The sequence below is a fragment of the Roseibium sp. genome (assembly GCF_048260565.1).
Taxonomy (GTDB): Bacteria; Pseudomonadota; Alphaproteobacteria; order Rhizobiales; family Stappiaceae; genus Roseibium.
The window spans coordinates 105,171-125,395 of sequence record NZ_JBLXGP010000001.1 but is presented as its reverse complement, the minus strand read 5'-3'; the positions used below and the strand labels follow the sequence as shown (position 1 = coordinate 125,395).

18 protein-coding genes are annotated in these 20,225 nt (G+C 60.1%); 10 read left to right on the top strand and 8 right to left on the bottom strand.

The window, feature by feature from the left end:
* Positions 1–239: 239 nt before the first annotated feature.
* Positions 240–1,697, top strand: coding sequence for an NAD-dependent succinate-semialdehyde dehydrogenase (locus tag ACN0SO_RS00600; protein ID WP_417673451.1), 1,458 nt, complete (start codon positions 240–242; stop codon positions 1,695–1,697).
* Positions 1,698–1,777: 80 nt separating this feature from the next.
* Here ACN0SO_RS00600 and ACN0SO_RS00595 read toward each other — a convergent pair whose 3' ends face one another.
* From ACN0SO_RS00595 to ACN0SO_RS00585, 3 genes are all read right to left on the bottom strand, one after another.
* Complete coding sequence (locus ACN0SO_RS00595; RefSeq protein ID WP_417673449.1) at positions 1,778–4,591, bottom strand: EAL domain-containing protein; 2,814 nt, start codon at positions 4,589–4,591, stop codon at positions 1,778–1,780.
* Between the two features lie 6 nt (positions 4,592–4,597).
* Positions 4,598–5,671: a FecR family protein gene (locus ACN0SO_RS00590; RefSeq protein WP_417673447.1), complete on the bottom strand. Its 1,074-nt coding sequence runs from the start codon at positions 5,669–5,671 to the stop codon at positions 4,598–4,600.
* 248 nt (positions 5,672–5,919) lie between these two features.
* Positions 5,920–6,642: a glycerophosphodiester phosphodiesterase gene (locus ACN0SO_RS00585; protein ID WP_417673445.1), complete on the bottom strand. Its 723-nt coding sequence runs from the start codon at positions 6,640–6,642 to the stop codon at positions 5,920–5,922.
* 380 nt (positions 6,643–7,022) lie between these two features.
* Between ACN0SO_RS00585 and ACN0SO_RS00580 the strand changes: the two genes are divergently transcribed.
* From ACN0SO_RS00580 to ACN0SO_RS00565, 4 genes are all read left to right on the top strand, one after another.
* Entirely contained in the window at positions 7,023–7,607 is a 585-nt protein-coding gene (locus ACN0SO_RS00580) for a YceI family protein (protein ID WP_417673443.1), read from the top strand.
* Positions 7,608–7,688: 81 nt separating this feature from the next.
* Complete coding sequence (locus ACN0SO_RS00575; protein WP_417673441.1) at positions 7,689–8,273, top strand: cytochrome b; 585 nt, start codon at positions 7,689–7,691, stop codon at positions 8,271–8,273.
* Positions 8,274–8,294: 21 nt separating this feature from the next.
* A complete protein-coding gene (locus ACN0SO_RS00570) occupies positions 8,295–8,852 on the top strand; it encodes a YceI family protein (protein ID WP_417673439.1) in 558 nt (185 codons plus the stop codon).
* A gap of 142 nt (positions 8,853–8,994) precedes the next feature.
* Positions 8,995–10,632 carry a fumarate hydratase gene (locus tag ACN0SO_RS00565; RefSeq protein WP_417673437.1) on the top strand — a complete coding sequence of 546 codons (1,638 nt, stop codon included), beginning with the start codon at positions 8,995–8,997 and terminating at the stop codon, positions 10,630–10,632.
* 102 nt (positions 10,633–10,734) lie between these two features.
* Here the strand turns inward: ACN0SO_RS00565 and ACN0SO_RS00560 are convergent, their stop codons facing one another.
* Positions 10,735–11,688, bottom strand: a complete 954-nt coding sequence (locus tag ACN0SO_RS00560; protein ID WP_417673435.1) for a DUF3616 domain-containing protein — start codon at positions 11,686–11,688, stop codon at positions 10,735–10,737.
* A 336-nt stretch (positions 11,689–12,024) separates the two neighbouring features.
* On the opposite strand from ACN0SO_RS00560, the gene ACN0SO_RS00555 reads away from it, so the two are divergent.
* Positions 12,025–12,621 (top strand): L,D-transpeptidase, encoded by a 597-nt coding sequence (locus tag ACN0SO_RS00555; RefSeq protein WP_417673433.1) that lies wholly within the window; start codon positions 12,025–12,027, stop codon positions 12,619–12,621.
* A 126-nt stretch (positions 12,622–12,747) separates the two neighbouring features.
* Positions 12,748–13,194, top strand: coding sequence for a hypothetical protein (locus ACN0SO_RS00550; protein ID WP_417673431.1), 447 nt, complete (start codon positions 12,748–12,750; stop codon positions 13,192–13,194).
* Here the strand turns inward: ACN0SO_RS00550 and ACN0SO_RS00545 are convergent.
* Positions 13,191–13,559 carry a gamma-butyrobetaine hydroxylase-like domain-containing protein gene (locus ACN0SO_RS00545; protein ID WP_417673429.1) on the bottom strand — a complete coding sequence of 123 codons (369 nt, stop codon included), beginning with the start codon at positions 13,557–13,559 and terminating at the stop codon, positions 13,191–13,193. The two genes, ACN0SO_RS00550 and ACN0SO_RS00545, sit on opposite strands and share 4 nt — an antisense overlap.
* A 49-nt stretch (positions 13,560–13,608) precedes the next feature.
* Positions 13,609–15,033, bottom strand: a complete 1,425-nt coding sequence (locus ACN0SO_RS00540; protein WP_417673427.1) for a cryptochrome/photolyase family protein — start codon at positions 15,031–15,033, stop codon at positions 13,609–13,611.
* A gap of 367 nt (positions 15,034–15,400) precedes the next feature.
* Here ACN0SO_RS00540 and moaA point away from each other — a divergent pair, with 367 nt between their 5' ends.
* On the top strand, positions 15,401–16,390 hold the full coding sequence (gene moaA, locus ACN0SO_RS00535; protein ID WP_417675002.1) for a GTP 3',8-cyclase MoaA: 990 nt from the start codon (positions 15,401–15,403) through the stop codon (positions 16,388–16,390).
* 4 nt (positions 16,391–16,394) lie between these two features.
* Positions 16,395–16,718, top strand: coding sequence for a hypothetical protein (locus tag ACN0SO_RS00530; protein ID WP_417673425.1), 324 nt, complete (start codon positions 16,395–16,397; stop codon positions 16,716–16,718).
* Positions 16,719–16,748: 30 nt separating this feature from the next.
* On the opposite strand, the gene ACN0SO_RS00525 is transcribed toward ACN0SO_RS00530, so the two are convergent.
* Together ACN0SO_RS00525 and ACN0SO_RS00520 are read right to left on the bottom strand one after the other, a co-directional pair.
* The gene (locus ACN0SO_RS00525; protein WP_417673423.1) at positions 16,749–17,441 is read right to left on the bottom strand and encodes a DUF3306 domain-containing protein; all 693 of its coding nucleotides are present in this window, start codon (positions 17,439–17,441) and stop codon (positions 16,749–16,751) included.
* Positions 17,438–17,971 carry a DUF3305 domain-containing protein gene (locus ACN0SO_RS00520; protein WP_417673421.1) on the bottom strand — a complete coding sequence of 178 codons (534 nt, stop codon included), beginning with the start codon at positions 17,969–17,971 and terminating at the stop codon, positions 17,438–17,440. The genes ACN0SO_RS00525 and ACN0SO_RS00520 overlap by 4 nt, the downstream gene beginning before the upstream one ends.
* A gap of 190 nt (positions 17,972–18,161) precedes the next feature.
* Here ACN0SO_RS00520 and ACN0SO_RS00515 point away from each other — a divergent pair, with 190 nt between their 5' ends.
* Positions 18,162–20,213 carry a 4Fe-4S dicluster domain-containing protein gene (locus ACN0SO_RS00515; protein ID WP_417673419.1) on the top strand — a complete coding sequence of 684 codons (2,052 nt, stop codon included), beginning with the start codon at positions 18,162–18,164 and terminating at the stop codon, positions 20,211–20,213.
* The last annotated feature ends 12 nt before the right edge of the window (positions 20,214–20,225 follow it).

Below are 20,225 nucleotides of genomic sequence, written 5' to 3'. Positions count from 1 at the left end.
CAGAGGGATGGGTGAAGGGATTTTCGCTCTATCACGACTTGAACCCGCCTGCGACGGCTTTAGAGCAAGCCGCGGTCAAATGGTTCAATTTAACCGCGGCTTGCACTAGGTGTACCGCTGGCCGCGAATCCGGCTTGCATGGCGAAGGCGCCTCCCTCTATCAAGTTGCCACCGGGGTCCTGCAGACGCATGACCCTTCATCAGCAAAAAAGGCGCGACCGCGCCGAAGGGAGCAAGGGATGAGTTTTGATCCGTCCTTGAAAAAGGAAGCTGTGTTCATTGCCGGCGAATGGGTAGGCGCCGATAACGGAGAGACGATCGAGGTCACCAATCCGGCGACCGGAGAGGTAATCGGCACCGTTCCGAATTGCGGCCGCGCCGAAACCGCCCGCGCCATCGAAGCCGCACATCAGGCCTTCGGCTCCTGGAAAAAATTGACTGCGGAAGCCCGCTCCGGACTGATGCAGAAGCTCTGCGACGAGATCATGGCCAACATCGACGATCTCGCCGAACTGCTTACCACCGAAATGGGCAAGCCGCTCGCCGAAGCCAAAGGCGAGATCGCCGGCGGCGTGAAATACATTCGCTTCTTCGCAGAGGAAGCCAAGCGCGTTTACGGCGATGTCGTCCCCTCGCCATGGGGCGACCGGCGTATTCTGGTAACCAGGGAACCGGTCGGGGTCGCCGGGGCGATTACGCCATGGAACTTCCCGAATTCGATGATCGCACGCAAGCTGGGCGCGGCCCTTGCCGCCGGCTGCACAATCGTGATCAAGCCGTCGGAGTTCACCCCCTACTCCGCACTCATCTACGGCATAATGGCCGAAAAGGCCGGCATTCCGGCCGGCGTGATTAACATCCTGACCGGCGATGCCGCCGAAATCGGCGCGGAGATGTGTGAAAACCCGCACCTGCGCAAGATCACCTTCACCGGCTCCACTCGCGTCGGCAAGCTGCTGGCCTCCAACGCCGGCAAGCATATGAAGAAAATCTCCATGGAACTGGGCGGCAACGCGCCTTTCATTGTCTTCGACGATGCCGATCTCGACCGGGCGGTTGCCGGCGCCATCGCCTGCAAGTTCCGCAATTCCGGCCAGACATGCGTTTGCGCCAACCGTCTCTATGTCCAGGCAGGCGTCTACGATGCCTTCGCCGCCAAGCTGAAGGCAGCCATCGAGGCAGAGCTGAAGCCCGGTAACGGTCTGGAAGCAGGGATCACACAGGGTCCGCTCATCAACGAGGCCGCGATTGCCAAGGTCGACGCCCATCTGAGCGACGCGGTCGCCAAGGGCGGCACGGTCGTCACCGGCGGCAAGCGCTTCGGCAATGTCGGGACGTTCTTCGAGCCGACCATGGTGACCGGCGCTACGGCCGATATGAAGGTCGCTCGCGAAGAAACCTTCGGCCCACTTGCAGTTCTGTTCAAGTTCGACACGGAAGAAGAGGCGATCGAACGGGCCAACGACACCGAATACGGCCTGGCCTGCTATTTCTACAGCCAGGATCTCGGGCGTGTCTTCCGGGTCATGGAAGGGCTTGAATACGGCCTCGTCGGCGTCAATGAAGGGGTGATCACCACCGAGGTGGCGCCCTTCGGCGGCGTCAAGGAAAGCGGTATTGGCAATGAAGGCTCCAAATACGGCCTCGACGACTATCTGAATGTCAAATATTCCTGCATCGGCGGCCTCGGCCTCTGAAGCAAGGCGTACGGATCTCAAAAGGCCGGGCAGTTCGCTCGGCCTTTTGTTCATTCGGCCATGGAATTCGGCCTGACCGATTACGCTGCCATCTTAAGCAGGTTTTCGATTTCCGAAGCGGGCACCGGACGGCTGTAATAATAGCCCTGACCGACGGTGCAGCCGAGGTCGAGCAGCATTTTCCGGTGTTCGATCGTTTCGATGCCTTCGGCAACGACGGTCATGCCGAAGGCCTCTGCCATGTCCACCACCGCCTTCACGATCGCTATATTCGCCGGATCCTTTTCCATATTCGCGACGAAGCTGCGGTCGATCTTGATCTTGGCAAACGGGAACCTGAGGATATAGCCGAGACCGGAATATCCTGTTCCAAAGTCATCCATCGCCAGTGAGCAGCCGAGCTTACGTAGCTTTGAAATGGTTTTTTTCAGGTCGGTGCTCTCGTCGATGAACAGAGACTCAGTGACTTCCAGGTCCAGCCGGTTCGCTGCAAATCCTGTTTTATCAAGCGCCGCTTTCACAGCTCCGGGCAGATCGCTGCGGGTCAATTGAACGGCGGAAACGTTGACGGCGAGCCGCAACGGGCGCCTCCACATGCAAGCATCGCGCATCGCCTGTTCCAACACCCAGGCGCCCAGTTCGATAATACGGCCGCTTTCCTCTGCAATGCTGATGAATTCCAGCGGCGAAATCATGCCAAGTTCGCGGTGTTTCCAGCGGATTAGAGCTTCGACGCCTATCACTTCTCCGGTCGCAATATCGACCTGCGGCTGGTAAAGCAGCCGCATTTCATCGCGCTCCAGCGCTCTGGCAAGCTCGACTTCCAGCTTCTGGCGGCGGTTGACCCCCTCTTCCATGGTCTTGTCGAAACCCACGATTTCTCTCGCCAGCCCTGTCTGTGCCCGCGACAGGGCATTTCGCGCCTGACGCAGCAATGTGTCCGGGTCCTTGATTTCGCCGTAGGCGATCGTGTAGCCGACGTTGACGGTTACTGGGATCCTGTTGCCGCCGATATCGTATTCTGTTGCGATGGCATCGCGCAGACGGAGCGCAAAGTCGCCCGGCGCGGCGGACGTGTCGTCGATCCAAGCCAGGCAAGCGAAACTGTCATCGCCAATCGATGCCGCAAGATCGTTTGCTTCGAGAAAGCCGGTCAATTGACGGGCAATTTTTTTCCGAAGTTTGTCCGTATAGGAAAACCCGAGGGACGCAGTGATCCGGTCCAGGTCTCTCACGGAAAAAATCGCAAGGATACAAGGTTTTTGCTGCAGGTTCATCGGCAGAAGATGTTGGGCAATCCCGCCAACGAAACTGTTTCTGTTCAACAGGCCGGTCAAGGGTTCGACTTTTGCCAGATAGGCAAGTTTTTCGTTCGCCAGCCGTTCCTCCGTGACATCCCTGCAGGTGAGAGAGGCCAGAGAAACCGCTGAATGCTCCTTGACCCCCTCGTCCGAGATGTCGAGGTGCGAAGATCCCGTCGCGATGAATTCGATTATCTTCTGCTCACCGGACCTGTCGTTCAGCTTCACGGTTTTCATTTTCGGCTTGGCCGCAGCCGGGGCGGATTCATCGAGCACCGACGCGGCGGCTGCAACCATTTCGGCAGGCAGATAATCAGACGCCTTCACGCCGGGCTTCAAACCGGCGGGAAACATGCCCATGGCGGTTCGGCTGGCCGCAACGATTTTCCGTTCGGAATTGATCACGACAATGGCGTCGAAACTGTCGTCAAAGACCTGTCCGAGCATCCGCCGGCTGTTTTGGGTCTGGGCGCGGGCAATGCGCAGGAGAAACTGGTGGAATCCGATCTGCTTCAGCACCAGGTGCAGTCCGGCGAGCAGAAGCGCCAGCTGAGCCGGGCCGGTCTGCAGAATGAAAGGATAGCGGGACTGGATCATCAAGCCCACCAGCTCCAGGCCGACGGAGATAGCAGCGAGAGCGGCGAGACGCTTTTTCCAGTTGGTGTCGATTGCAAGGATCAATGGAAATGCAAGAACAAGCGCAAGGGCGAGAAGCAGGTCGCCATTCGTTCTGGAAAGCGCCCTGTTCTGGAGGATGGATTCGCCGGCAATGGCCTGGATAACGCTTCCCGGAAGCATGCCGTAGACAGGGACCGGAAAAATGTCCCTCAGTTCCTGTGCACTCGCACCAACAACAACCTTCTTTCCCTGGAAGGTGCCTTCGGGAAAGGACCCTTTGAGGACGTCCGTAAACGAAACCTTCGTCAATCGCGACGGGTCGATGCTGTAGTCGATCCAGAACATGTCAGCCGAAGGGCCGGATGCATCTCCGAGCAGGGCAGAGAGGGAGAGTTCCGAAACACCATCGATCACCTCCCCGAAATAGCTGCGCCAGACTCTGCTGTCGGCTTCGATCGGGACACTGACGACAACCGGCCATGACACATCCAGGAAACGGTCAATCGGGCGGTTGACCATCATGTCTCCGCTATTGGCATCGGTGTGGCCTGACTTTTGAGAGAACATCGCAAGGCTGACGATACCGTTTGCCCGCTCCATTGCTGAGGCGAAAGCCGCATCGTCTTCCGCAGTACTGACAGCGCTGAAATCAATATCGAAGGCGATCTGTTCCGCCCCACCTTCAACAAGCCTGTCGATCAGGTCTCCATACAAACGGCGAGGCCACGGCCAGATGCCGGCATCAGAAAGGCTTTGAGCATCGATATCGACGATGACGATTTTGCCGGTCGGTTCGCGTTGTAGCAATTCAAAGCGAAACTCTGTCAAAAACCGGGTCATCCCCGAGGTTACGCCAACGAAGTTACATAGGAGGACCGTCAGTGCGATGCCGCACAAAACAGCGACGGCTGGCGCTAGCGAGCCCCGTCGACGACCGGATGCCAGGGATGAAACGGACGCGTAAAATGACCTCACCCCCGATCATCTCCCATTGCCATTGCCGTTACCGTTCGCATTGCCGTTGGCATTGCCGTTGCTGTTACCGGTGCTGCGGCTGATACCGCCGTTCCCGTTGCCGCTATTGCCGTTGCCGTTCCCGTTTCCGTTTCCGTTGCCGTTTCCGTTCCCGTTGCCGTTCCCGTTGCCGTTGCCGTTTCCGTTCCCGTTGCCGTTCCCGTTGCCGTTTCCGTTCCCGTTGCCGTTCCCGTTGCCGTTTCCGTTCCCGTTGCCGTTGCCGTTCGCATTGCCGCTATTGCCGTTTGCGTTGCCGCTATTGCCTTTGCTGCTTGCGTTTCCGCGGCTTGCGGCATTCGCCGCAGCGGCGGCTGCCGCATTGGCCGGCACGTTCTTCATCGCAGGCGTCACGAACGCCGGAGCCCGTACCGGACCGGCTCGCACGGACGGCGCAGGACTGCCGGACACCGACAGACCAACCTTGTTTCCAGGCGCTGTCGACGCGGCCTGACCTGGCCCCACCTGGGCGACATCGCCACTTGCAAAATCATCTACCTCGACCAAGCCCCGTTCGACTTCGACACTTGCTGAATTGGCCCCGACATTGACGCCGAACTTTGTCCCCTTCACCACCGCGGCAAGAAAAGGCGTTTCGACCGAAAAATGTGGGTGCGCCCTCTTGTCCACATCGATCACCAGGCTGCCGGTCTTCTGCAGCAAGGTCGTCCAGCCGGCATTGCTGCGGTATTTTGAAAGGGCAAACGTGGTTTTCGGCCCGACCTGAATGGTCTCCCTGCCGCGTGTGAGCATTGCCCGTGAGCCACTCTTCGTGGCGATGGTGTAGCCAGGATTGAGTACCATGCCTTTTTGGGCGCGCGTCGCCTTCACGCCCGGAGCGACGACATAAACGCTTCCGGAAACCCGCGCCAAAACCCAATCGGCTGCAAAAACCGGCAATGGCATCGACAAGAGCAAAGTCAAAGAAATTACAGCTGCCAATACATAGCGGTACCGAGCAGCAGAGGAACGACAGATTTTGCAACTGTCTGAAAGTTCCGCATTTTTTACTATAGAATTAGAAATTACGAACACAGCAGCCACACCTTTTACAGGCTTTAATTGGCAGAAACTCTAATGTTCACCGCTTAACACGAGATGAAAATATTTCGCTAAAATTTTCCGGAAACGGGTACTTCCGTCGCGTTCCTTCAAGGAACCACTCGCAATAGTTTTATCTATTATGAAATACCCGCAGATGAATTCGCTGTTAAGTTTACCCCCCAAGAAAATGCCATGGCGCGAATTCGCCCTTTACTTCCGCCTGACAACGTATTCATCAGATATGGATTTCACGCGACCGCCGACCTCAGTTCCGTTTCAACTTCTCGAAAAAGCTCCACCTCGTTGATGTTCATTTGCTCTACGCCGCAATGGATCGCGTTTGCAAAAACGGCAGGGTCATTGCCGTCATAGAAAAACTGCGTGCGGATCCCACAGGATCTGGCTGCAGCGACCCGTTCCGCTGTCAGGTTTTCGACATGAAATTCCAGAATATGCGCGTCCAGCGCGATCGCTCTTTCGACAGAACCAACATGGGAAAACAGCACCATTCTGCGGAAGTCGGGAACCTTCGCGCGGGTCTCCGCCCGGATCGATTGCTCGAATGAGAATGTCCAGGCCGTCTGCAGCATGCCCCGGGCCGCGAGCATGTCCCGAACCCGTGCCGGATCCGCCATCTTGATCTCCGCATAGGTGGCGATCCGCCCGGCGCAGGCATCCAGAAAATCCGTCAGACGTGGTACCTTCTGACCCGCGAACTCGGCAGAAAACCAGCTGCCGGCGTCCAGCTGGTCGATCTGAAAGGACGTCAGGTCGGCAATCCGCCCCGTCCCGTCAGTCGTCCGGTCAACGGTTTCGTCGTGGATCACATAGAGCACATCGTCCTTGCTGGTGCGGATGTCGAACTCGACGACATCCGCACCCAATTCTATCGCCCCGTTCAGGGCGGCAATTGTGTTTTCCGGCGCCTTCAGACAGGCGCCCCGATGGCAAACGATGACGGCTTTATTCACGTTGTGATCTCCTGTCCCCGCACCGGTCGCTCAAGGCTTGAATGAAGGGGCTGTTATTGGCACAGCATCCGGAACGTGCTGATTGAATCGCTGAAAAGAAGATAGATCTGAGTGCCTGATTTTCTTGATGAATTAATGACAGGCAACCGCAAGGCACGGAATTTTGCCGGAACATTCCCCATTTCCAAGCTCCCGCCCCAACCTGTCGGGGACCTCACCCAAGGCGGAAACAGGGACTTCCTCCCCGGACCAAAGCAGACCGCCCATCGTTTCCATTCAGTGAACAGACAGTAAAATTGTTTCTATCGAAGAACGTCTTAATTAGCGGGTGAACGCCCTCCTCCCCGGGCGTCATCGTCATCAGAACCAGAGGTTTGAACATGATCCGCCCTGCTAGCATTTTCATCGCACTCGTCGCTCTGACAGGTGCCGCGGCCGCCGAGCCGACCGAATACGTCTTCGACAAGTCCCACGCCAACCTGTCCTTTTCCTACAATCACCTGGGCTTCTCCACGACCGAAGGCCGTTTCGGCGAGTGGGACGGCAAGCTGATTATCGATCAGGAAAACCCGTCGGACTCCTCCGTCGAATTCGTTATCGACGTCGCCAGCATGGACACGTTCTTCCCGGACCGCGACAAGCATTTCCTCAGCGCGGATTTCTTCGATGTCGAGAAATTCCCGCAGGCCACCTTCAAGAGCACCAAGGTGGAAAAAACCGGCGACAACACGCTGAAAGTCACCGGCGACCTGACCATCAAGGACATCACAAAGCCGGTGATCCTCGATGTCAACGTCACCACGCTGGGCGAACATCCGATGGCGAAGAAGCCGGCCGCCGGCTTTGCGGTAACCGGGATCGTGAAGCGCTCCGACTACGGCATGGATATGTACGTGCCTTACGTTGGCGACGACGTCACCGTGGTCTTCCACGGGGAAAGCCTCAAGGCCGCGGCAACCAATTAACCGCGCTGCAAGCCGGCCCCGATCTCCCGCGGGGCTGGCCTTTTTCATCAAAGGCCAGTCTTTTCACTCATGGAGTCCGCAATGATCCGCAATACGCCTGGCGGCTACGGTCGTGTGGCCATCGCCTTTCACTGGTCCATGGCCACCCTGATCGTCTTCATGCTGGCTCTCGGGCTTTACATGCACGAGTTGCCGCAAACGGATCCGGCGACTTTCCGCCTGTATCAATTGCACAAGTCGATCGGTTTCGTCGTCCTGGCGCTTTCGGTTCTCCGGCTTGTGTGGCGGCTCATGAACCCGACACCGAAGCTGCCCGACACGATGAAGCCCTGGGAACGTCTCGCTGCCCATGCCGGGCACATCGGACTTTACGCCCTCATGTTCGCCTTGCCTCTTTCGGGCTGGCTGATGGTGTCCGCGTCACCATGGAACATTCCGACGATCCTGTTCGATGTCCTGCCGGTGCCGCACCTGCCCGTCCCGGAAGCGCTCGGCAAGAAGGCAGAGGTCGAGGCCACGCTCAAGACCGTGCACACACTGGCCGCCTACGCTTTGATCGGCCTGCTCGTCGCCCATATCGGCGCGGCCCTGAAACATCACTTCATCGCGCGCGATGAAACCCTGCGCCGGATGGTCTCCACCGGCCCGGCAAAAAGCGCCGCGTGATCTCACCCAAGGACCACCCAGATGCATTTGAAACATCACGCGATTGCCGCAATTGCCATTGTTGTCACCGCCTTCACGTCTCCCGCATTCGCGGACAGCTGGACCGTCGACAAGGACAAGAGCAGCCTTTCCTTTGAAGTGATCCAGGGCGAAGGGACCGTGACCGGTACGTTTTCCTCCTGGGACGCCGCAATCGACTTCGATCCGGCCAGCCCCGAACAGGCCAGTATCACGGCCACCATCGAAACCGGCAGTGCCAGCACCGGCAGCGCCCAGTTCGACGGGATGTTGCCGGGGCCGGACTTCTTCGATGCGGCAGGTTTTCCGGAAGCCGTGTTTCAATCCGACAAGGTCACAGCGCTGGGCGGCGATGCCTATCGCGCGGAAGGCACGCTGACCATCCGCGACATCAGTCAGCCGGTCACGCTGGATTTCACCCTGACCATCACCGGCGACACCGCGGTTGCCGACGGAACGGCAACGGTCAGCCGCACGGCGCACAAGGTCGGCGCCAGCGTTGCGACCAGCACGCTCGCCGATGCGGTCAAGGTGAAGCTGGACCTGACGGCTAACCGCTGACACCTTCCGATGTTTCGACCAAGGTTGACGACCGGAGCGCTTGGCGTTTCCGGTCGTTTTGCGTAAAAGACCTCGACACTGATCCAGCCCCGGTCGACGCTTCCCTGCGCCGGACGCCAGAGCCAGAAAGACCTTGAGACCCATGAATGCTCCCCTGACGCCTCCCGACTACAAGCACAGCAGCCTGTTTCCGCTTTCTGAGGACACCACGCCCTACCGCAAGCTGACTTCGGATTACGTGAAGACGGCCGAGTTCAACGGCGAAGAAGTGCTCGTGGTGGAGCGCGAGGGCATGCGTCTTCTGGCGGAGGAAGCCTTCAAGGATATCAACCACTACCTGCGTCCCGGCCACCTGGAACAGCTCAAGAAGATCCTGGACGATCCGGAAGCAACCGAAAACGACAAGTTCGTCGCCTTCGACCTTTTGAAGAACGCCAGCATTTCGTCCGCAGGCGTCCTGCCCATGTGCCAGGACACCGGCACGGCCATCGTCATGGGCAAGAAGGGCCGCCGGGTCTGGACCGACGGCTCCGATGAAGCCGCCCTCGGCGAAGGCGCGCGCGATGCCTATTTCAAGAAGAACCTGCGCTATTCGCAGCTCGCGCCGCTGTCGATGTTTGAGGAAAAGAACACCGCCAACAACATGCCGGCGCAGATCGAGCTCTATTCGGAAGGCGAGGACGCCTACAAGTTCCTGTTCATGGCCAAGGGCGGCGGATCGGCCAACAAGACCTTCCTGTTCCAGGGCACGCCGTCCCTTCTGACCCACGACCGTCTGATCGAGTTCCTGAAGGAGAAGATCCTGACGCTCGGCACGGCCGCCTGCCCGCCCTATCACCTGGCGATCGTCATCGGCGGCACCTCCGCCGAAATGAACCTGAAGACCGTGAAGCTCGCCTCCGCGCGCTATCTCGACAACCTGCCGACGGCGGGCTCGGAATTGGGCCATGCCTTCCGCGATCTCGCCATGGAAGAGGAAATCCACAAGCTGACCCAGGCGACCGGTGTCGGCGCCCAGTTCGGCGGCAAGTATTTCTGTCACGACGTCCGCGTCATCCGCCTGCCGCGCCACGGCGCGTCCCTGCCGATCGGCATCGGCGTGTCCTGTTCCGCCGACCGCCAGGCGGTGGGCAAGATCACCAAGGACGGCATTTTCCTGGAGCAGCTCGAGATGCACCCGGAAAAATACATGCCCGAAGTGACCGACGAGCATCTGTCCGACAAGGTCGTCAAGATCGACCTGACCAAGCCGATGCCGGAGATCCTCGCGGAGCTCACCAAACATCCGATCAAGACCCGCCTGTCGCTGACCGGCCCGCTGATCGTGGCGCGCGACCTCGCCCACTCCAAGCTGCGCGAACGGCTCGAAGCCGGCGAGCCGCTGCCGGATTACATCAAGAACCACCCGGTCTACTACGCCGGTCCGGCGAAAACCCCGGAAGGCATGCCGTCCGGCTCCTTCGGACCGACGACCGCTGGACGTATGGACTCCTTCGTCGACCAGTTCCAGGCGGCCGGTGGCTCCATGGTGATGCTCGCCAAGGGCAACCGCTCGCCCCAGGTGCGCCGCGCCTGCCAGGCCCATGGCGGCTTCTATCTCGGCTCCATCGGCGGCCCCGCCGCGCGTCTTGCCCAGGATTGCATCAAGTCGGTGGAATGCGTCGAATATCCCGAACTCGGCATGGAAGCGATCTGGAAGATCGAAGTCGAGGATTTCCCCGCCTTCATCGTCGTCGACGACAAGGGCAACGACTTCTTCAAGGAACTGAACCTAGGCTAAGTCCGCTAAAAATCTCACTTGCTGTCAAGACCGCCGGCAGACCCTGCCGGCGGTCTTTCTTTGTAATCCGGGCCGAACATCGCCACCGCCGGGAACACGTACCTACCGGGAATAAGACAAACGGTATTCGCGCGGCCCGCCGTCGGCGATGCCGTCATACATGACCAGAACATCATAGCTGTCGTCCTGTTGCCCGAGCACCAGAAGGGTCTCCGCCTTTACGTCAGGATCCGGCATCGCCAGATCCTGCAGCTTTTGCGGCGGATTTTTCAGATCCCAGAAAAGGATCGAATAGGCCCCCTTCTTCTGCACCGGCCCGGAGAGGATCAGCATGCCGCCGGAAACGGCCGCCAGATCCCGGATGCCGATGTTCTTGCCGAGTTCCAACGTGAAGATAACCGGCGCGAGGTCCCCATCGCCAAACAGGCGATCCACGTCGACCGACAGGATGTAGGCACGCCCTTTGGATGATGGCCCGCGGAAGCCGACATACAGGCGCTTGCCAATGACCGTGAGGCCTTCCAGATTGGCGCCTCCGGCCTTTTTGCCAAGCGGCTTTTCGGCATAGTCTCCGATCACTCCCGGAGATTTCCTGATCACCTTGCGAAGCCTGTCCGAACGGGCGATTTCGGGAGCAACCGTGTCGGCAGAGATGTCGAAGGCCGGCTTGCCTATGCTCTCGTCGACCGGAAAACGGAACACCAGAAAACTCGACGGATGAAACTTGTCCTTCTTGCGGCTGAGCCCATGTGAGCCGAGCAAATAGAAGAAACCGTCTGCATAGGCGGCCCCTTCCGTATCGGGATCGCCATTTCCGCTGTCTTCTACAATCGCCATGACCGGACCGGGTTTCAGCGTCCGGTCGGAGAAGGTGAAGAACTGGGTGCGGTTCTTCTCATCCAGAGCGGCGATGCACGCCGGCGGTACGACCGGCGCGCAGGCCGCGCCACTGATGCTCTTGCGCAGCTTTTTCTTGCCGGTGAAATGCGGTCCCTCTTTCCAGGCTGTTCCAAGGCCGGAATTCTGGGCCGCCGTACCCGAAACCGCCGCCCCCATCAGCAAGGCACATGGGACCAAAGCAAAAAGGAATCGCCATTGTCGTTGAAAAAGTCGCATAGCCGCCTTCCCTGCCTGCTCCGTCCCGCCCAAGCCCATCGAAACGCCGGCAGATATCGTCAATTGTTACGTAGCGTAAAATTCAATTTCAACCATGGGATGAAATTCGTTGCCCTGCGGCAACACATCGCTTCTATGAAACCTCCGGAATGGTCAGCAAGCCTTGTTTTTGGTATGCTTTCGCCATCATTGTTAATAACCCGGCAAGGATAGATTTGTAGCCTTGCCTGCAGTTTTCAGAGTGATTCCTCATCTTCGGGATTTCGGGGGTAATTTATGCGCAAGCTGGTACTGGCAGTCCTCGGACTGTGTTTCGCAATTGTAAGCGGTCAGGCGCTCGCCTTTGGTGGCGGCACCTATTTCGACCTGCAGAAAAGAGAATGGGTCACCTACGGCCCGGGCGGCTATGGCGGCAAGTCGCCGGTCAACCGCAAGCGTGTCCGTTACAACGGCCCTGAAAAGCCGGGCACGATTGTCATCGACACCAAGGAACGCCGCCTCTATCACGTGATGGAAAACGGCCGGGCGATGAAATACGGCATCGGCGTCGGTCGGGACGGCTTCCAGTGGTCGGGTACCCACCGCATTACCCGCAAGGCGGAATGGCCGGGCTGGACCCCGCCGCCGGAAATGCGTGCCCGCGAACGTCGCCAGGGCCGTATCCTGCCGGCTCACATGCCCGGCGGACCGCAGAACCCGCTCGGGGCACGCGCGCTCTATATCGGCAACACGCTTTACCGCATCCATGGCACCAATCAGCCCTGGACCATCGGCAGCGCCGTTTCCTCCGGCTGCATCCGGCTCGCCAACGAAGATGTGATCCATCTCTACAAGACGGTTGATGTCGGCGCGAAGGTCATCGTCAAGCGCTGACACCCGCTTCCAGCAAAGTCAGGAAAAGCCGGCCTCGCGCCGGCTTTTCTTTTACCCTTACGTCATCACCTCTGGCCACAGGCGCTCCTCCTGTCTTAAAATGATAAAAAACAAAAGGAGAGCCCGATGCCCGCGAGGAGGACGCGGCGACGTCAGTCATCCGGCCTGAGCCCGGTTCTGGCCCTTGCCTTTGCCGGCGGCATCGTCGTGTGCTCATCGCCCGCCGATGCGGCGGAAACAGCCGTGACGCAGAAGGGGCTGGAACTTTCAAAACAGCATTGCGCCCGCTGCCACATCGTCAGCGAAAAGGATCGCTTCAGCGGCATCTCCTCGACCCCGTCCTTCAAGATCATGATCGAGGTTCTGAAAGATTGGGAGGATCGCTTCCAGACCTTCATGGCACGCAACCCGCACCCCGCCCATATCCGGCTGGAGACGGATGGTCCCAGGCCTGAAAATCTGCCGGTCACGACCCATGAGGTCATTTTGAGCCTCGACGATATCGAGGCCATCCTCGCCTATGTGGAGGACATGGCAGCCCAAATGGGCAAGGCGGGCAACCAGGGGAACTAACGCTCCCTGCGAAGGCCTTTTTCTTCCAGTTCCCTCATATAGCCGCCCCAGTGTTTCTCGCGCTCGTTGGCGAGTTCCAGGAAATACTCCCAGGTGAAGATGCCCGTGTTGTGCAGGTCGTCGAAATGGATGCGGACCGCGTAGTTGCCGACCGGTTCGATCTTCATGATGCCGACATCGATCTTGCCCGGAACCGTCTTTTTCTGGGATGGTCCGTGGCCCTGGACTTCGGCGGAGGGCGAACAGACCCTGAGATATTCGGCGCTGTAGTCGTGCACCTCGCCGTTGTTGAAGGAGATCACCAGTGTCTTCTTGTCATCCTTCAACCGGATTTCGGTCGGCCAGGCTTTCGTTTCATTGGTCACGTGGATTCTCCCGCATTTGCCGCGGACGATAGGCCAGTTTGGAGAAAGATCAAGCGCCGCTGTCGCTCGCCTGTTTGACCTGTTCATACCCTTCAAGCGCTGCCTTGCGCGCGGCCGGGTGATCGACGATCGGATGCGGATAGGTTTGCCCGAGCTTCACCCCTGCCCGGTCCAGCTCCTCTTGGGGCGCGAGAAAGGGAGCATGGATATGTTCCGTTGCCAGCCGCTTCAATTCCGGACACCATTTGCGAACGTAGGCTCCGTCAGGATCGAATTTCGCCCCCTGGCTCATGGGATTGAAGACCCGGAAATACGGGGCCGCATCGGCGCCGCTGCCGGCGACCCACTGCCAGCCGGCCGAATTGTTGGCGAGATCCGCATCGACCAGCGTATCGCGGAACCAGGCTTCGCCGTGATGCCAGTGGAGGCGCAGATGCTTGACCAGGAAACTCGCCGCGATCATGCGCACCCGATTGTGCATGTAGCCCGTGTGCCAAAGCTCGCGCATGCCGGCATCGACGATCGGATACCCGGTTTTCCCCCGTTGCCAGGCCTCCAGATCCTGCGGGCTGTCCCGCCAGGGATAGGCGTCGAAATCCGGCTTCCAGTTCTTCGATGGCATCTTTGGGAAATGATAGAGAAGATGGTAGGCAAACTCCCGCCAGGCGATCTCGCTCAGGAATTTTCCGGTGTCGGAGGAATACCGGTCCAACTGCTTCGTTTTATGCCAGATCTGGCGCGGCGAGATCTCGCCGAAATGCAGATGCGGAGACAGACGCGACACGTTCGGCAAATCCGGCCGGTCACGCAAAGACCCATAATTTTCAAGGCCCTCCTGAAGAAAGCTCTCAAGGCGATTCATCGCGCCGCGTTCACCGGGCTGCCAGACATCCTCAAACCCTCGCGCCCAGTTCGGCCTGGACGGCAGCAAACCCCAATCGGCGATGTCTTCCCCGGCAGGCCCGCTCGCCAGCTCAAGCCGCTCCGGCGCGCCAAGCGGGTCCGGCACGGTTTTTTCCTGCAAGGCCCGCCAGAAAGGGGAATAGACCTTGAACGGTCCTCCCGCCCTGGTCTCGACCTCCCACGGTTCGAACAGGAGGGAGGCATTGAAGCTGCGGACATCGACCCCGTCCGCCTTGATGTCCGCCTTGATCGTGCTGTCGCGTTCGATCGCATGGGGTTCGTAACACCGGTTCCAGTAGACGGCCTTTGCTCCGGTTTCCCGGACCAGAGCCGGCAGGACGACCCGCGCATCGCCGCGCAGGCAGGTCAGGCCGCCGAGGTTATTCCGCAGAGCCTCGAGACTGTGATGAAGCCACCAGCGGCTGGCCCCGCCCAGCGGATGGGTGTCGCCGATACGGTCTGCATCTTCCTGGATGAAGACGGGAAGCACCTTCCCTTCGCGTGCGGCTTCATGGAGCGCGGGATTGTCGGCGATGCGAAGATCCTGGCGGAACCAGACGATTGCGGTCATTCGGATATCTGCGGGCTTTCGTGCACTTCAACGTTCAATGGTATTTTCCGGGCCAAAACCGACCGGGTTCGAACCTGTATCGCACCCCTGACGCTTTCGATCCGTTTCGACGTATTTATAGGGCTCGTTTTCGAACCGGAAACGTCTGCCGGCAAAATCCGTTCCCAATCCCGCCAATCCATCAATATTCTTTGTCCTCACGGGATATTGCGTCGACCGGAAATTACACTAGGTTAGATGGAAAATATCCGGTCGCTGAGCCGGACATGCGAGGGAGACCTGAATGACGAGCGGAACGACGGACAAGCCGCTGTCCTCAAACACATCGCTCACGGAAGATCTGACGTCGGGCCAGGGAACGGCGCCGATGATCGACCCCTTTGGCCGCGCTGTCACCTATCTGCGCGTCTCCGTGACCGACCGCTGCGATTTCCGCTGCGTCTACTGCATGGCGGAGAACATGACGTTCCTGCCCAAGCGCGAAGTCCTGACGCTGGAAGAACTCGATCGCCTCTGCACCGCTTTCATCGGCAAGGGCGTGAAGAAACTGCGCCTGACCGGTGGCGAGCCGCTGGTGCGCAAGAACATCATGGGCCTGATCCACTCTCTTTCCCGGCACCTGGAAACAGGTGCTCTGGAGGAACTGACGGTGACCACCAACGGCTCGCAGCTGACCAAGTTGTCCTCCGAACTCCATGACTGCGGCGTCCGCCGCCTCAATGTGTCTCTTGATACGCTCGACGCGGATCGCTTCAAGGCGATCACCCGCTGGGGCGATCTCGACAAGGTTCTGGAAGGCATTCGGACGGCCACCGACGCAGGGCTGAAGGTCAAGATCAACATGGTCGCGCTCAAGGGCGTGAACGAGCACGAGATCATTCCGATGATGGAATGGGCCCATGCCCATGGTCACGACATGACCCTGATCGAGACCATGCCGCTGGGCGAGATCGACGGCGACCGCACCGACCAGTACCTGCCGCTGTCGCTCGTCCGCAGCCGGATCGGGGAACAGTTTTCAATGGAAGACATTCCCTACAAGACCGGCGGCCCGGCGCGTTATGTGGAAATCAAGGAGACCGGCGGCCGGCTCGGCTTCATCACTCCGATGACCCATAATTTCTGCGAGAGCTGCAACCGGGTCCGCATCACCTGTACCGGCCAGCTTTACATGTGCCTCGGCCAGGATGACATGGCAGACCTCAGAGCTCCCTTGCGTGCCTCCGAAGGCAACGACCTGCTGAATGCGGCGATTGACGAAGCCATCGGGCGCAAGCCGAAAGGCCACGACTTCGTTATCGACCGGCGCACCCGGCAACCGGCCGTCTCGCGTCATATGAGCGTTACCGGCGGATAAGGCCATGAGCGGGGGCAACCGGTCATCGTCACTGGATTCGCCCATCGCACGGGTCGCGGCTCTTGGCATTGCCCTGTGCGCGCTTGCCCTGATGGTCTGGCTCGGCCGCAATGACGTCCCCGTCATTCGCGGCTTGATGACCGGCAATTCGGAGACGGAAGTCCAACAGGAAAGCTCGGGCAACCCCGAACTGGATGCGTGTCTGAAAGACCGGGGCGGCGCGGTCGAAAAGATGCGTGAGGAAGGCGTCATCAACGCCGCCCAGTACAACGAATTCCACCAGCGCGCTGTCGACTATTGCGAGGCGCAGTTTCCGAGAGTTCAGTAGCCTCTTGGGCCTTCGGACTGACTAAGCCGGCTACTCCCCGACATCGAATGCCATTCGGCGGCGGTGCGGCGCCTTTTTGGCGCCAGCCGTTTCATCGGCCACAGCGTCGCTTTCCTGTTCCCCGGCTTCGGCCTCTGCCTGAGCGGATTCGCCTTCTTGCGGATCAACGGGAGTGTCGTCTCCGTCCAGTACATCGGACTGGGCCCCTCCGGCCTCCTCCATTTCGGCGGCCTGCAACTCTTCAGCGGCACTGGCCGATCGGCTCTCCATTTCGGCTGCCACCTCTTCGGCCTTGTCGGCATAGCCGCGGCCGACCTTCCAGGCAGACTTGAAACCGTCCATTGCCGTCTCGGCGGTGCGGAAGTCCGTATCATAGTCGTTCAGGCCGTCGAGCACCGCCAGATCCGGATTGCTGCGCCAGAGTTTTCTGAGTGCGGCATTCTTCAGGGCCTCCGGCACGCCCCGCTTCATGAACACGGTGAAATCGGATTCGTAGGTGAGGCTTTCCAGGTCGACCGCCTCGGCGGCCTCGCGATTGGCAACAAGCTCGGGATATTCGGCAGGGCTCTCCTGCCCTTCGGACAGGGTGCCTTCCTGCTGCTCAACCGCCTCCTCCGCGATCAGGCCGGCTTCTTCGCCTTGTTCATCCGCCGGATGACTTTCCCGCTTGCGCCGCGACCAGCGGCTCAGGAAGCCTTCGCCGTCCTGCTGTTTTCCGCTCATTGTCCCTGCCCTTCGGGCCGGTTCCGCTGATCGAAGATGGGCTCCTTGCCGAATTGCGGCTCATCCACCGTGGCGGCGGTGCGCTTGCGTTTCCGGAATTTCTCCGGTTCCGGCATCTGTTTCAAGTAGCCGGCCATCCAGCGTACCAGTTCAGCGGGCATCGGGACCCGTTCCACCAGCCCCTCGCCGGAATCGAGCACGCCCATGGCTTCGTAAGGGTCGGCGGTCACGCCGCGGACCTTATAGGGCACGGGGTCGGTGTCCGCGTCATCGAGCAGGATCCACAAGGACGGCGCCTCGGTTTCCACATTGGCGTCATAAGCCTCGCCCAGCTTGCGATGAAGGGTCACCGGCACGGGCGCATAGTGGTACCTGACAAAGCCGTCGCCCTGCTGCAACAACTGCCAGCCATCCGTCGGCGGGGCGTCGGGAACCACGGCCGGGGCCGTCCAGACATGGTCGATCCATGGGCTGGCGCTCTCCCGCCGCTCAACGATGATGCCGACCGATGTGGTGATTTCCCGTTCCACCTTGCGTCCTCCCTGACTTTGGCATCCATTCTAGGCCATCGCACCGTTCAGGAAAACAGCAGAAAACGTAAGGTCGGGACTGCTTCCGGACAACACCTTTGCCTGTCGCTACGCTTGAAAAGCGTCCCGCAAACGATAGACTTCAAATAATTATAATAACCGGGGACCATTCCCCGCCCGGAGGAACTCGATGTCAGCCAGCCGCATCCTGCTCTGCAATTGCTACAAGACCATGGAGCTTGAAAAAGCGGCCCAAGGCGTGTCCGACCGGCTCCAGGCGCCGGTGTGTACGGAGCTTTGCCGGGGCGAACTTTCCGTCTTCGAGGACGCGGTCAATTCGGGCGAACCGATGCTGGTCGCCTGCACCCAGGAAGCCCCGCTGTTTCAGGAAATCGCCGAGGAAGCGGACGCCGCCGACCTTGTTCACTTTACCAACATCCGTGAGACGGCGGGCTGGACGAAAAAAGGCACGGCCGCCACCGCGAAGATCCTGGCCCTGCTGGAAGACGCCGGCCTTCAGGAGCAGTCCCAGCCCACGCCGGTCAAGCCGATCGAATCCGATGGCCTGTGCCTCGTCTATGGCGCGGGTCAGGCAGCCCTCGATGCGGCCCTGCAACTTGAGGAAACTCTGTCGGTGACCCTGGTGTTGAGTTCCGCTGACGATGTGGTTCTTCCCTCGGTCCTGCCGTTTCCGATCTTTCGGGGAAAGCTGAAGACGCTTGGAGGCTCGCTCGGCGCCTTCCAGGTCACCCTGGACAATTACGCGCCGATGCTGCCGTCTTCCCGCGCCAAGCCGGAATTCCTCATGCCGCGGGACGGGGCGCGGTCCACCTGCAGCCTGGTCGTCGATCTGAGCGGAGAAACCCCGCCACTGACCGCGCCGCATCGGCGTGACGGCTATTTCCGAGCGGAGCCCTCCGACCCGGCCCGGATCGCGGCGGTGCTGCACGAAGCCTCCGAAATGGTCGGCGAATTCGAGAAGCCGCTTTACGTATCCTACCGGGAGGACATCTGCGCTCATGGCCATGCGGGCAAGACCGGCTGTTCGAAATGCCTCGACGCCTGCCCGGCGGGCGCGATCACATCCACCGGCGAAAAAGTCGCCATCGATGCGGGCATCTGCGGCGGCTGCGGCAGTTGCGCCGCCACTTGCCCGACCGGTGCGATCAGCTACCAGTTTCCCTACCGCGCCGATCTTCTGAACCGGATCCAGTCGCTGCTCGGCACTTATGGCGCAGCCGGCGGCAAATCGCCCGTCCTGCTGGTGCATTCTACAGATCACGGCGGCGCGGTGATCAACGCGCTTGCCCGCTTCGGCGGCGGCCTGCCAGCCCATGTCCTGCCGCTGTCGCTGCATGCGGTCACCACCCTTGGGCATGACGCCATGGTGACGGCTTTCAATGCCGGCGCGCTGCGCATCGTCATTCTGAGCGACCCGGAACACCGGGACGAACTGGCGCCGCTCGAAGCGGAAGCAGAGCTTACCCGGGCTCTGCTTTCAGGCATGGGACACGCCAGCGCCGACCGCATCGAGATCCTCACCGACAGCGATCCGGATGCGCTGGCCGCCGCGGTCGGTGCCACACCCGGCCCGCAGATCGTGTCCGAAGTCCACCGTTTCTCGCCGGTGGGCGGCAAACGCGACGTGGCGCGCATGGCGATATCCGCCCTCCATGCGGCCAGCCCCGGTGCGCCTGAGATCGTTCCGCTTCCGGAAAATGCGCCTTACGGCCGCATCACCGTCGCCAGCGACGGCTGCACCCTGTGCCTGTCGTGTGTCTCCGCCTGCCCGGCCGGCGCGCTCAGCGACAATCCGGACCGACCGCAGGTCAGCTTCATCGAAACGGCCTGCGTCCAGTGCGGCCTGTGCCAGACCACCTGTCCGGAAAAGGTGATTTCGCTGGAGCCCCGCTTCAACACGGCGGCAACCGCGATGAAGCCGGTCATCCTGCACGAGGAGGAACCGGCGAATTGCATCTCCTGCGGCAAGCCGTTCGGGACGCGTTCGACCATCGAGCGGATCAAGTCGAAGCTGGGCGGGCAGCACCACATGTTCCGCTCGGAAGCACAGATCCGGTTGATCGAAATGTGCGACGACTGCCGCATCGACGCCCAATGGAACATGGACGACAGCCTGCTGAGAAGTGGTAGCCGCCCCCGCATCCGCATCCGCACGACCGAAGACTACATCAGTGCCGACAAGCGAGGGCTTTCGGTGGATGACTTCCTGAAGGAAGACTAGCAGCGGTAAAGC